Annotated in this window: 10 protein-coding genes and 1 pseudogene; 7 read left to right on the forward strand and 4 right to left on the reverse strand. The window is 62.9% G+C overall.

Annotated features, from left to right (window positions below; genetic code table 11):
• The first annotated feature begins 235 nt into the window (after positions 1-235).
• The gene (locus EB809_RS12355) at positions 236-1,507 is read left to right on the forward strand and encodes a D-amino acid dehydrogenase (protein ID WP_123635131.1); all 1,272 of its coding nucleotides are present in this window, start codon (positions 236-238) and stop codon (positions 1,505-1,507) included.
• A 19-nt stretch (positions 1,508-1,526) separates the two neighbouring features.
• On the opposite strand, the gene EB809_RS12360 is transcribed toward EB809_RS12355, so the two are convergent.
• Positions 1,527-2,822: a glycerophosphodiester phosphodiesterase family protein gene (locus EB809_RS12360; protein WP_123635132.1), complete on the reverse strand. Its 1,296-nt coding sequence runs from the start codon at positions 2,820-2,822 to the stop codon at positions 1,527-1,529.
• A 126-nt stretch (positions 2,823-2,948) separates the two neighbouring features.
• Between EB809_RS12360 and EB809_RS12365 the strand changes: the two genes are divergently transcribed.
• Both EB809_RS12365 and EB809_RS12370 read left to right on the forward strand, forming a co-directional pair.
• Positions 2,949-3,680 (forward strand): lysophospholipid acyltransferase family protein, encoded by a 732-nt coding sequence (locus tag EB809_RS12365; RefSeq protein ID WP_123635133.1) that lies wholly within the window; start codon positions 2,949-2,951, stop codon positions 3,678-3,680.
• A gap of 48 nt (positions 3,681-3,728) precedes the next feature.
• Entirely contained in the window at positions 3,729-4,298 is a 570-nt protein-coding gene (locus EB809_RS12370; protein WP_123635134.1) for a glutathione S-transferase family protein, read from the forward strand.
• A 44-nt stretch (positions 4,299-4,342) separates the two neighbouring features.
• Here EB809_RS12370 and EB809_RS12375 read toward each other — a convergent pair whose 3' ends face one another.
• The gene (locus EB809_RS12375; RefSeq protein ID WP_123635135.1) at positions 4,343-5,068 is read right to left on the reverse strand and encodes a dienelactone hydrolase family protein; all 726 of its coding nucleotides are present in this window, start codon (positions 5,066-5,068) and stop codon (positions 4,343-4,345) included.
• Between the two features lie 205 nt (positions 5,069-5,273).
• Between EB809_RS12375 and EB809_RS12380 the strand changes: the two genes are divergently transcribed.
• Positions 5,274-5,882 carry a Yip1 family protein gene (locus EB809_RS12380; protein ID WP_123635136.1) on the forward strand — a complete coding sequence of 203 codons (609 nt, stop codon included), beginning with the start codon at positions 5,274-5,276 and terminating at the stop codon, positions 5,880-5,882.
• Between the two features lie 480 nt (positions 5,883-6,362).
• Here the strand turns inward: EB809_RS12380 and EB809_RS21075 are convergent.
• Positions 6,363-6,539, reverse strand: a pseudogene (locus EB809_RS21075) (TetR/AcrR family transcriptional regulator); the annotation flags it as partial.
• Between the two features lie 96 nt (positions 6,540-6,635).
• Here EB809_RS21075 and EB809_RS12390 point away from each other — a divergent pair.
• Entirely contained in the window at positions 6,636-7,478 is an 843-nt protein-coding gene (locus EB809_RS12390; RefSeq protein ID WP_123635137.1) for an SDR family NAD(P)-dependent oxidoreductase, read from the forward strand.
• Here EB809_RS12390 and EB809_RS12395 read toward each other — a convergent pair.
• Entirely contained in the window at positions 7,447-10,038 is a 2,592-nt protein-coding gene (locus EB809_RS12395) for an EAL domain-containing protein (RefSeq protein ID WP_123635138.1), read from the reverse strand. The genes EB809_RS12390 and EB809_RS12395 overlap by 32 nt on opposite strands.
• 263 nt (positions 10,039-10,301) lie before the next feature.
• Here EB809_RS12395 and EB809_RS12400 point away from each other — a divergent pair, with 263 nt between their 5' ends.
• Both EB809_RS12400 and ilvD read left to right on the forward strand, forming a co-directional pair.
• Positions 10,302-10,895, forward strand: a complete 594-nt coding sequence (locus tag EB809_RS12400; protein ID WP_123635139.1) for a DUF938 domain-containing protein — start codon at positions 10,302-10,304, stop codon at positions 10,893-10,895.
• Between the two features lie 42 nt (positions 10,896-10,937).
• Entirely contained in the window at positions 10,938-12,614 is a 1,677-nt protein-coding gene (gene ilvD, locus EB809_RS12405) for a dihydroxy-acid dehydratase (protein WP_123635140.1), read from the forward strand.
• The last annotated feature ends 13 nt before the right edge of the window (positions 12,615-12,627 follow it).

Below are 12,627 nucleotides of genomic sequence, written 5' to 3' on the forward strand. Positions count from 1 at the left end.
CCACTTCGACCGGTTAGGCGTGCCGCGTCTCTCGTAAACCTCAACTTCTCGAACCGCCCGGTGCGGACCCGCTTGCCGGGTGGTGTGGGAGGGGCGGAGCCAGAAGGCTCCCCCCTATCCCGATGTGCCCGAGTGTTCGCTTCCCGCAGCTCGTCTTCGGAAAATACCCATCCCGGCCCGGTTGACGGATGCCGCTCCAATCACTGTGATAGGACAGGACGTCAAGGAGGCAGTTATGCACATTGTGGTTATCGGGGCAGGGGTTGTTGGAGTCACGACGGCCTGGGCCCTGCAGCAGCGGGGACATCAGGTTACGGTGATCGAGCGTCTTGAGGGCGCCGGCCAGGAAACCAGTAAGGGCAATGCCGGCCAGCGCTCCTATGGCGTGGTGTATCCCTGGGCGTCGGCGGCCATGGTGCGCAAGGCACTGCCGTGGCTGCTGGATCGCCAGGGCCCGCTGAAAATGAGCATGCCGCCTTCCCTGAAGACCCTCCGCTTCCTGCTGGATACGCTGCGATTTGCCTATGCACCGGGCGTCTTCGGCCTGAACAAGCGGGCCATGCTGCGCCTCGGCATTCACAGCCGAACCTGCTTCCAGACCCTGGAAGAGGCGGTGGACCTGTCGTTCGATGGGGATCATGCCGGCCTGTTGCATCTGGCCAGTTCGCCGGCGGCCATGACCGACTACGCGGATACCGCCGCCCTGCTGGCTGAACTGGGCATTGAGCACGCGTTGCTGACCCCCGACCAGGTCCGTGACGTCGAGCCCGGCATGCGCGGTCCCGGTCCTCTATTCGGCGCGCTGCAATACACCACCGACGGCACCGGCGACTGCCACCTGTTTTCACGGGCACTGGCCGAGGCCTGTGAGAAGCGCGGTGTGACTTTCCGATTCAACACCTCGGTGCGGCGCCTGGTGGCCGACGACCGTCGCGTCAATGCGGTGGAAGTGGCGGATGCCGGCGGCGCTGTGGAGCGTATCGAAGCGGACGCGGTCGTCATGTCGGCGGGCTGTGCCTCGCCGGAATTACTGAGGCCCCTGGGATTGCACCTGCCGGTCTACCCGGTGAAGGGTTACTCCCTGACGGCGCCGCTGATCGATCGCGAGCGGGCCCCGCGATCCACGGTTCATGACGACAACTACAAGGTGGTCTCCACGCGCCTGGGAGACCGGCTGCGCGCGACCGGCTTTGTCGAGCTGGCGGATTTTGACCGGCGAATTCACGAATCGCGGCTCGATACCATCAAGGCGTCGGTGGCGTCCCGCTTTCCGGGGGCGGCCGATATGGACCGGGCCAGCACCTGGACCGGCTTTCGGCCCATGACGCCGGACGGCCCGCCGGCCATCGGCCGCGGCACCCGCGACAACCTCTATCTCAACACCGGTCACGGCACCTTCGGCTGGACCTTGTCCGCCGGCAGCGCCGATCTGATCGCGCAGGTGATTGACGGGGAAACGCCGTCGCTGGATCTGGATGCCTTCCGGCCGGGCCGCTTCGCCGAATAGCGGGCAGCCCGGCGAGAGCTTAAAGTTTCATGCAGTTGGCGTAGTAGGTGACGGTAGCGGGCCAGTCCGAAAAGATAGCCATGACACCGACATCCCGCGCCAGCACGTCCAGCACGGTGTACATATCACCGTCGTTGTTGATGGCGTCATTCACCGACTGGTAATACCAGCCGCCGCCGTCGGCCAGCGGGCCACTGCGCTCCATGCTCCAGGCGATCATGTCCAGACCGGCGGCTTTTGCGTGGCGGGCGTAGTCCGAGGGCACAATCTCACCATACGGGTCCAGATCGATCATCTTCCAGATCGGCGGCGCCACAATGTTAACCCCCTGACTTTTGAGAGACTGCAGGTAGGCGAGGGACGTGACGTCCGGCTCGTTGGGACGCTGGTCGAGGAAGACGGCCTGTTGGCCGAACGCCGGCGTTTCCTGAATCCAGAACAGGATGTCCTCGAGCTGGAACGATTGCGGCCAGACATCGCGTGGATCGACGCCGGCATCGCGGTAATCCTGAATCATCTGCCGGGCGTAATCCTCCTGGGTGTAGTCGCCCTCGAACGGCATGTCCTCCACCGGGGCCTTGAGCTCCGGAGTAAATTTGACCCCCAGTGATTTGAACAGCGCGATACTCTCGCGATGGGTCATCAGCGTGCCTTCCGTGGCATAGAGATCGGTGCGCCAGCCGGGCGTGCCCTCGACGAATGCTTCGGGTGTGGTGGCTTGCGGGTTGTAACCGTCCATCTTGCCCTTGAGCTGTTTGAACTCGGCGAGCGTAATATCGCTGGTGCGGCATTCGGCCGAGGCCGGGGTACCGCTGGCGGGATCGGCCGGCACAAACGGCTGGGTGCATTTCGCATTCAGTTCGGGAAGGGTGACGATGTTGGTGGTGGTCGCCAGATCGTTCTGGGCGTGACGGCACACCAGTTGGCGATCCTTGGTGAAGGCCACATCGCACTCAACAATGCCGGCACCCATGCGGGCCGCGGCGATGTAGGATTCGCGGGTGTGCTCGGGAAACTGCAGCGGGGCGCCGCGGTGGCCGATGGAAAACGCCGTCCGCTTCACCGGCTTGTTTGAGCAGGCCTGAAGCCGACGTTTGAGAGGCCCGTCGTCCATGTCGTTGACCAGGAAATAGGGGCGAGGTCCTAACTGGATGTTGTCGTTGCCGTGGTGTGGATGATGTCCGGGGTGGCCCCGGCCGGAACGGTCGTCGCGATCATGATCCCGCCAGTTGCCCGCCTGCAGGTCGGCACTGCCCAGGACGTTGAAGAGAATGGCCAGTGACAGCAGCCACTGCCAATGTCGTACTGGTTTCATAGTAAGATCCTTTTACCATCAGAAGGGTGGGTTGCTGCTTCAGGCTGCCTGTGATCCGTGACAGGGCCGTGAAGGTAGGATGAAGCATGGCACCGTTTCAGCAGACCAAGGACCGTAGTCGATTCCATGAAAGCCCTGAAATCAGTCTGGATCATATTCTGGGGTATTGCCCTGACGCTGCTCCTGTTCCTGCCCATCGTCGTTGCGGCGTTGTTGGGCCGGCGCGGTGATATGGCGTTCCACGGTACCCAGGTCTACGCCTGGATCCTCCTGAAGATGACGGGCATGCGCCTGAAGGTGACCGGTCGCGAGCACATCGAAGCCGGTCGGCGCTACGTGATTCTCAGCAATCACGCGTCCTATCTGGACCCGCCGGCACTGGTGCTGGCCCTGGGCATCCAGTATCGCTGGGTCATCAAGAAGGAGCTGCGCAAGGTGCCGCTGTTCGGTCTGGCGCTGGAAGCCTCCCGCAACCTGTTTATCGACCGGGCCAAAGGCAGCGATGCCATGCAAAGCATTCGCGAGGCGGTGGCGCAGCTGCCGGACGGCACCGGCGTGCTGCTGTTTCCGGAAGGGACCCGCAGCTGGGATGGCCAGCTGCTGCCATTCAAGAAGGGCGGATTCGTGATTGCCAAGGACGGCCAGCTGCCGATCCTGCCGATCACCATCCGCGGCAGTCACGATCGGTTGCCCAAAGGCACCGGGGCGTTCACGCCGGGTGAGATCGAAGTGGTGATTCATCCGCCCATTCCCACTGAAGATCTTTCTCTGGAAGAGCTGATGGACGAGACCCGGGACCGGATTGAAAGCCGTCTGCCGCTGCCTGAGAAGAAAGCCGAGCAGGTGCGTTACACTTGAACCCTGGCACCCTGCCAACATTCACTGGCCATCATATGGAACGACGTCATGAAATTGATCGGTTCGACCACCTCGCCCTACGTACGCCGCACGCGCCTGTTGCTCGGTGACACCGACTACGAATTCGTCAATCTGAATATTTATGGCGAAGGTCGGGACGAACTGCGACGCAACAACCCGGCGCTGAAAATTCCCGTGCTGATCGACGGTGATCAGGAAGTGTTCGATTCCCGCGTGATTTCCCGCTACATCGCCGGAAAACGGGGGGATACGCCGCTGAGTTGGGAGCAGGAAAACCAGCTGACCCTGATCGACGCGATCAACGATTCGGCGGTCACACTGGTGCTGTCCATGAAGTCCGGCATCGATGTGGAACAGGATCTGATGTTCTACAACCTGCAGCGCGAGCGCATCATGATGTCCATGCGGACCCTGGCGGCCATGATTGACGCTGGCGAGTTCGAAGCCTGGCAATATCCGGCCATGTGTCTGTACAGCCTGGTGGACTGGCTGGAGTTCCGGGATGTGGTGGATTTCACCGGGGTGGAGAGTCTGCTGTCGTTCCGTGACCGCAATCGGGAGCGGCCCATGGTGGCGGATACCGATCCCCGAAGCTGATAGCAATGGGCTCTGGTTAGCCGGAGCCCGCGCCGTTTGGCCGTTTAACCGAACAGCCGACGGTAGAAGGCAAGGGAGCCTTCCCAGGCATCCTGCGCCGCATCGGCGTCGTAGCCCACCGGGAAGCCGAACTTCTGCCCCTTGGCGGTGGCCCCCGGATTGGTGAAGCCGTGTTGGGCGCCTGGGTAATTGATCAGGTCGAAGCGCACGCCCGCTTCCTGCATTTCCTCGACGAACGCCGCCACCTGGGACGGTGGAATCATGGCATCGGCGCCGCCGGTATAGACCTGCAGATGGCCCTTGGTGTCGCCCGGCTTGATGGCGATTTCGGTGCCCAGGTTGCCGTGGAAGCTGACGACGCCTTTCAGGTCCAGTCCCAGGCGGGCCATGTTCAGCGATACCGCACCGCCGAAGCAGTAGCCCTGGGAGGCGATCCGTTCCGGATCCGCGCTGTCGTGGGCTTGCAGCACCTCCAGGGCGGCCCGGTAACGTTTCTCGAGTTCACCCGGGGTGTCCATGACCGCCAGCATCAGGCTCTTCGCCTCGTCCGGCGTTTCGGCCTGTCGGGCTTCTCCATACATATCAACGGCGAAGGCGGTATAGCCTTCCTGCGCGAGTCTTTCCGCCTGTTCGCGGACAAAGTCGTTCAGTCCCCACCATTCATGAACCAGGAGGATGCCCGGGCGCGGGCCGTTCTGACTCTCGTCATAGGCGATGTGGCCGATGTAGCGCTGGCCATCGATCGTGTATTCCAGTGCTTCGCTTTTCATAGGAACTCCTTGGTCGCGTGGCGATGAATGTCCGTCCACGGACACTAGACCGGTCGTCTATCGGCGTCAAAGGCCAGGATGAGGAAGGTCAGCCCGAATGCCCGATTGTATAATCATTAACCGGTTTTCCGGGTTTGATCTATGCTGTGTTCAGGGACACTGAAGACCGTTCCGGCTGCCGTCGAACAAGAACAAGGAGAGGGCTATGCTTCTCAAACATGCTTTCGGTCTGTTCACCCATCCCGACAGCGAATGGGCTGAAATCCGCCGGGAACACGAAACACCCTGGCATGTGCTCTGGGCTTACGTGCTGGTCCTGGCCGCGATCGGGCCGATCTGTGCTTACATCTCCACGGCCATGTTTGGCTGGACCGTGGGCAATGAGCGCCTGATCAAGCTCTCCAATATCAGTGCCGTCCAACTCAGCGTACTGACCTATGTCGCGATGCTGGTGGGGGTGTTTGCGCTGGGCTGGATGATTGACTGGATGGCCACCACTTACGGCGCCAAGAGTGAGGACGACAAGTCCAATGGCATGGCGCTGGCGGCTTACGCGGCGACACCGATGTTCCTGGCCGGGTTTGCGCTGCTCTATCCGGTGCCCTGGTTCAACGCCCTGGTGTTCCTGGCCGCGGCGGCCTATTCCGGTTACCTGTTATTCGACGGGTTACCGATCGTGATGGGGATCCCCAAGGAGCGGGCCATCGTCTACGCCGGCGCGGTGTTGACGGTTGCCCTCGTGATCCTGGTCACCACTCGCATCGGTTCGGTCCTGATCTGGAACTACGGCTTCGCGCCCCAGTTCATCGGTTGATCCAGCGCTGCTGCCCTGACCGGTCTGAGCCAGCCGTTCCCGGGTGGCCCTGGCGATGCGGATTTCCTGTTCGGTGTAGTGTCCGACCATCCGGGCCAGCCCGTCGGCCAGTTCGCCGAAGCTGATCGTCGGGTTGGGATCGGTCAGATGGCGGACCACTGCGAAGATGCCGCCGTGGATCATGATGTAGCTCATGGTCGGGATGTTGCGGATCTGCAGGGTCTCGGGGTGATGCATCAGGTACTGGGTGACCAGGTCCGACAGTGCTTTCTGCAACGGCTCCAGATACATCTCGAAGTCCAGCGTCATGGCGTGCTGTACGCAATTGAGATAGCGCCCGTCGTTGTGCTGCAGGAACTCGCGGAAGGCCTGCAGCAGGGCTTTGACTGCCTCGTCTATCGGCATCCGAACAAGTCGGGGCACCTGGGGCTGGATCATCGCGACCGTGTCGGCCACGAAACGCTGGGACATCTCGCTGAAAATCGCTTCCTTGTTGTCGAAGTATTCGTACAGTGAACCGACGCCAACCCCCGCAATGTCAGCGATCTGTCGCGTCGTGGTGGCCGCCGGGCCACTCTTGGCCATGGCGATGAAGCCGGCCTCGACTATGGCGTTGACGGTCGCCCTGGAACGTTCCTGTTGCGGTTTTCTCGCCATGTTTTTTCCGAATTGAATCCGAACAAGTCTTCGCTTTAATTTCTCGTCAGGCTGGGCCGATCGATGGCCCTCACACTCAACCAGTTTAGGTGGCCCATGTTCGGAAGTCGTTTGCCCCAGAAACCGGATCGCCCGGTTTCTGCAGTCGTAACCGGTGCCGGTAGCGGAATCGGTCGGTCCTTTGCCCTGGAAATTGCCCGTCGTGGCGGAGCCGTCCTGTGTTCGGACATCAACGAAACCAGCGCCCGGGCGACCGCTGAGGAGATTCGCGCTTTCGGGGGCGAGGCTCACGCGGTGGTCTGCGATGTCAGCAAGCTCAGCGCCGTACAGAAGTTGGCGAAGGACGCCGAAACGCTGCTGTCCGAACCCGTCAGCCTGGTGATCAACAACGCCGGGGTCGGCGTTGGCGGGACGCCGGTAGGGGAAACCACCATGGCGGACTGGAAGTGGACGCTGGGGATCAACCTGTGGGGCGTCATCCACGGCTGCCACGTGTTTGCGCCGAAGCTGCGGGAGCAGGGCTATGGCGGCATCATCAACGTCGCCTCTACGGCGAGCTATTCCGCAGCGCCGCTAATGGGGCCCTATAACGTGTCCAAAGCGGGCGCGCTGGCGCTGAGCGAGACGCTGTCGGCCGAGCTGGCCGGTACCGGCGTCAAGGTGACGGCGTTGTGCCCGACACTGGTCAAGACCAATATCGGTGACAATGGACGCATCATCGGCGACACCTCCAGACTGTTCCACCGGCTGATGGACCGTTTCGGCGTGTCACCGGACAAGGTGGTGCGGATGACGCTGGATGCCCACCAGCGCGGTGACCTCTACGTCATGCCTCAGTTTGATGCCCGCCTGATCTGGCGGACCAAGCGCTTCGTGCCGCGCAGCTACGCGATGGGTGTGGGGCTGGTCAATCGCTTTGGACTGAGTCGTATCCACTGACGGAGGTCGCGGCGAGCGGGGCCGGGCGGCCCCAGAAGTAACCCTGCCCACAGAGTCCGGGGTAGCGCTTGAGCCATTGGGCCACCGCCTCGGATTCGACCCCTTCCACCACTATCCGTAATCCCAGGGCTTCGCCCAGTTCCACCGCGGCGTGGAAAATCCGTTGGCGTACGGAATCCGTCGGTATGTCGGTGAGGAAGCTGCGGTCGATCTTGAGCTCGTCCAGGCTGAAGGTGGCCAGGGCGCTCAGTGAGGAGTAGCCGGTGCCGAAGTCGTCCAGGGCGATGCGGAAGCCGGCGTGACTCAGCTTCTCCAGCATCTGCCGGGCCTGGTCCACATCCCGCATGACGGCCGTCTCGGTAATTTCCAGCATCAATCGCTGGGGCGACACGCGATGGCGGGCCAGGATCGCCAGGGCCTCGCTGTGGAAGTCGGTTCGGGCGAGATCCCGGGCGGAAATATTGACCGACACGGTGACTGGCGCCCCGCTTTGCTGTTCCAGGGCGGCCAGGTCCTGTGCCGCGCGCTCGATGGTCCAGAGCGTCACACTGTGAATGGCGCCCACCTGCTCGGCAAAGGGAATCCACTGGCCGGGGCTGATGGCACCGTACTCCGGATGCTGCCAGCGAATCAGCGCTTCGTAGGCGAGCACCCGTTCATCGATGAGGCTGACCTTGGGCTGGTAGTGCAGCTGGATGCCCCCGGTACGCAGGGCGCGGTCCAGGTCGAGGATCAGGAAGTGCTGCAGGTTCTGTTTACGCTCGGTGTAAGGGTCGTAGACGTTGATGGTCACGTCAGTGGACAGGGCGGCAAAGCCGGCCCGGGAGATCAGCTCACTGCCGCTGCCGCCGTGTTCCGGGGCGTAGGCCAGGCCCAGTCGCGCCATCCAGCTGAAGGCGTAGTGATCTTCGCTGAAGGCCTTTTCCAGCCAGGTGCGAATCTCGTTCCAGGGGATGCTGTCCACGTCGGTACGCAGGGCGATGACGTGATTGAAGGTGTCCACGGTGCCCAGCGGGTGGCCGCGGAACAGCACCAACTGGCGGGGGAAAGCGGTCTCCAGGAACCGGCAGAGCCGGGTCAGGTATTTGCGCAGCAGGTTCTCGGCCTCCTGGTAGCCCAGCGCCCGTTCGATTTCACCGTAGCGTTCCAGACGCAGCAGGCCGACCACAAACGGTGCGTGTGACGCGGCGAGCTGGTCCAGGGTCTGCTCCACGACCGGCCGGTCCGGGCGACCGGTGACCCGGTGAGAGGCCATCAGTTGGTCGTAGTCCTGCTCCAGTCGGGCGCGCAGGCGCCGTTCTTCGACCACTTTGAAAGTCGCATCGAAACGCCGGCGTCGTTCTTCCACCAGGCGGTACCCGACGACCAGCGTGAGGAATACCGACGCGGCACCGGTCCCCAGGTAGAAACCGGAGCTGGTCAACGCATTGACCGGCATCCAGCTCACCGTCCGGGCCATGGCCGTCGCGGCGCCGGCCAGCAGCAGGAGCAGGGCGATCGCAAGGTGACGCGCCGATACGCTGGTGGGCCAGCGCAGCAGCGAGAGTCCCAGAACCAATACCAGGGTGGCGCTGCCGGCGATCAATACGGTTCCCTGGCCCAGCAGCGGCAGATGCAGCGGAGCCAGCAGGGCGAGCGTCAGCATGACCCCGGTGCCCGCCAGGCAGAGGCGTGCCGGGCGACCGGTCAGGTGCAGGAAATGTCGGGCAAAGCCCAGCAAGGCGGCGGCGCTGAGGGCCAGCATGGGCGTGAGCAGGTTGTTCAGGGCCGGCCACTCGGGCCAGACCAGCCAGAGACCGAATCCATCCACACACAATTGGCTGTAGAGAATGCTGGCCAACAGGCAGGTGAGCCAGGCGGCGGCCATGCTGCGCAGCGTGAGCAACAGGGCCAGGTCGAACACCAGGGCAAAGAGCAGGACGCCATAGAGGACCGCTTTCCAGGCGATCACGCTGCCGGCATGGCTCAATAGATGTTCGGGATGGGACAAGTGCAGGGGGAACAGGGTGGGGCCGGCGTTGATGACTTCGAAAAGGAGCGTGTTTTGACTGTGCGGGGCCAGGCGTAGGGGCCAGATCAGCGATGGCAGCTCTACCAGGCGCTCGCCGAAGGGGAAACTGTCGCCCAGTGTCGGCAGGGTATGCGGCGGTTCGTGACCGGCGATACGAACGGCTCGCACCTGATCCAGGGACGGCGCCTGCAGATCCAGGAGCAGGGGCATTGTCTCAGCGGTGGGATTGTCGAGTGTCACGCGGAAGGTGGCGGGCCCGGACAGATAACCCAGGCCGTTGTCGTTTGGTGCGAGCGTTTGCCAGCCGGCCTCGTTGTTCCAGGATTGCTCGGACAGGATTCGATCCAGGCTGGCCAGTCGGTAGCTCACGGGTGACTGGCCCGGCTCCAGGGCGGCGGTAGGCAGCAGCGGGGGGAGCAGGCGGCTGTCCGCACCCGAGTCGAAGACCGGCGTCAGGTTGAGCAGATAACCATAAATGCCAAGGGCCAGAAACAGCGCCAGCGGAAACCACATCCAGTATCGGCCACGAGGCGCGTGCGGATCAGCCATGGCGGCCTCGCATGATGTTGGGGTGCTTCCGTTCCGGCATGAGCCCTTCCTGGACAAGGCTGTCCAACCTATCGTCACCGGTTACATTTCACTTACACACGGTAAAGTTATGTAACATGCTGAATTTGCGAATATTTTATTCCATTTGAAGATTTTTTGCATTTCATCTTTTGGTGATTTGAGGTCCGCGCCACAGATCAGAGGGCAGCGCCTTATTTAACGGGGTGTTACCCTGAAGCGATGTCCCTGTGGAGCGACTCCGGATGAAGCCTGTTGCCGAACATTGCCTGCGAAATCAGGCGCCCATTGCAGAGGCCCTGCGGCCTTATCTGGAAGCGGGCGGCCGTTGGCTGGAACTGGGCAGCGGGACGGGACAGCACGGCGTGTTCATCGCCGGGCGGGAACCTCAGGTGACCTGGCAGTTGACCGACCTGGCGGAATCCCTGCCCGGTTTGCGGGCCTGGCAATCGGAAGCCGGTCTGGCCAATCTGCCGCCGCCGGTGGTGCTGGACGTGACCCGGACCGGACCGCCGGCGCATGATTATGCCGGCGTCTTTACCGCCAACACGGTGCACTTTATCGGCTGGACCGTCGTGGACGCGCTGTTACGCTGTGCTTCGGAGGCGCTGGCCGCTGACGGCTGGTTGGCGATTTACGGGCCCTTCAATCGGGAGGGACAGTACACTAGCGCGGGCAACGCCACGCTGGATGCCTGGTTGCGGGAGCGTGATCACGACAGCGGTATCAAGGACGAGGCGGATGTGATCGAGCAGGCCGCCCTCTATCACCTGGCGTTCGTCACGGCACAGGCTATGCCGGCGAACAATCGTCTGCTGATGTTCAAGAAGAACGGATAAGCGCCGCCCGGATCGAGCGGGTGCGGTGCAACGGGAGAGACTATGAGCGAAGACAAGCGACGCCGCTATTCGAGCCCCGTGGTCGACGGCCTCGGGAAATCCGCCAGCCGCGCCATGCTGCGTGCGGTAGGCTTCACCGATGAGGACTTCAAGCGCCCCCAGGTGGGCATTGCGTCCACCTGGAGTAACTTGACGCCCTGCAATATGCACATCGACGGGCTGGCCCGGGAAGCGGCCAGCGGTGCCGACGAGGCCGGTGGCAAGAGCCTGATCTTCAACACCATTACCGTGTCCGACGGGATCGCCAACGGCACCGAAGGCATGAAGTATTCGCTGGTGTCGCGGGAAGTGATCGCTGACTCCATCGAAACCGTGGCGGGCTGCGAAGGCTTTGACGGGCTGGTTGCCATCGGCGGGTGTGACAAGAACATGCCCGGTTGCATGATGGGGCTGGCCCGGCTCAATCGGCCGTCCGTTTTCGTCTACGGCGGTACCATCCAGCCCGGTGACAATCACACCGATATCATCTCGGTGTTCGAGGCCGTCGGTGCCCACGCCAAGGGCGACATGGACCTGATCGAGGTGAAACAGATCGAGGAGACGGCAATTCCCGGACCGGGCTCCTGCGGCGGCATGTACACCGCCAATACCATGGCCTCGGCCATTGAGGCGATGGGTATGAGCCTGCCGGGCAGCTCGGCGCAGAATGCGGTCTCCGAGACCAAGGAAGCGGATTGCCGGGCCGCCGGTGCGGCGGTGCTCAACCTGCTGGACAAGGACATCAAGCCCCGCGACATCATGACCCGCGAGGCGTTCGAGAATGCCATCACCGTCGTCATCGCCCTGGGCGGCTCCACCAACGCCGTGTTGCACCTGCTGGCCATGGCCAGCACCGCCGAAGTGGACCTGGAGATCGACGACTTCGTCCGCATTGGCAAACGGGTGCCCGTGCTGGCGGACCTGCGACCCAGCGGCCACTACATGATGTCGGAACTGGTGGCCATCGGCGGCATCCAGCCTCTGATGAAAATGCTGCTGGAGGCGGGCATGCTGCACGGCGACTGCCTGACCGTCACCGGCAAGACGCTGGCGGAAAACCTGGCGGACGTGGCGCCCTATCCGGACAGCCAGACGATCGTGCATGCCCTGGACAACCCCATCAAGAAAGACAGTCACCTGCGGATCCTGCGGGGAAATCTCGCGCCTACCGGCGCCGTGGCAAAGATCACCGGCAAGGAAGGCACCCACTTTTCCGGTCGGGCCCGGGTATTCCATTCCGAGGAAGAGGCCCAGGCCCGGATCATGGATGGCACCGTGGTGGCCGGCGACGTGCTGGTTATCCGTTACGAAGGCCCCAAAGGCGGGCCCGGCATGCGTGAAATGTTGACGCCAACCTCGGCCATCATGGGCAAGGGCCTGGGAAGCGATGTCGCGCTGATTACCGACGGTCGTTTCTCCGGTGGCAGTCACGGTTTCGTGGTGGGCCACATTACCCCGGAGGCGCAGGACGGCGGCCCGATTGCCCTGGTGGAGGATGGCGATACCATTACCATCGATGCTGAGGCCAACACCATCGAGCTGGCTATTTCCGACGATGACATGGAAGCCCGCCGGGCCCGCTGGCAGGCGCCGGCGCTGCGCTACCCGAGAGGGGTGCTGGCCAAGTACGCACGGACGGTCAACTCGGCCTCCAAGGGCGCTGTGACGGACGCCTCCTGAAGGCGTGAGGGGC

This window comes from Marinobacter sp. R17 (assembly GCF_003789045.1).
GTDB lineage: Bacteria > Pseudomonadota > Gammaproteobacteria > Pseudomonadales > Oleiphilaceae > Marinobacter_A > Marinobacter_A mangrovi.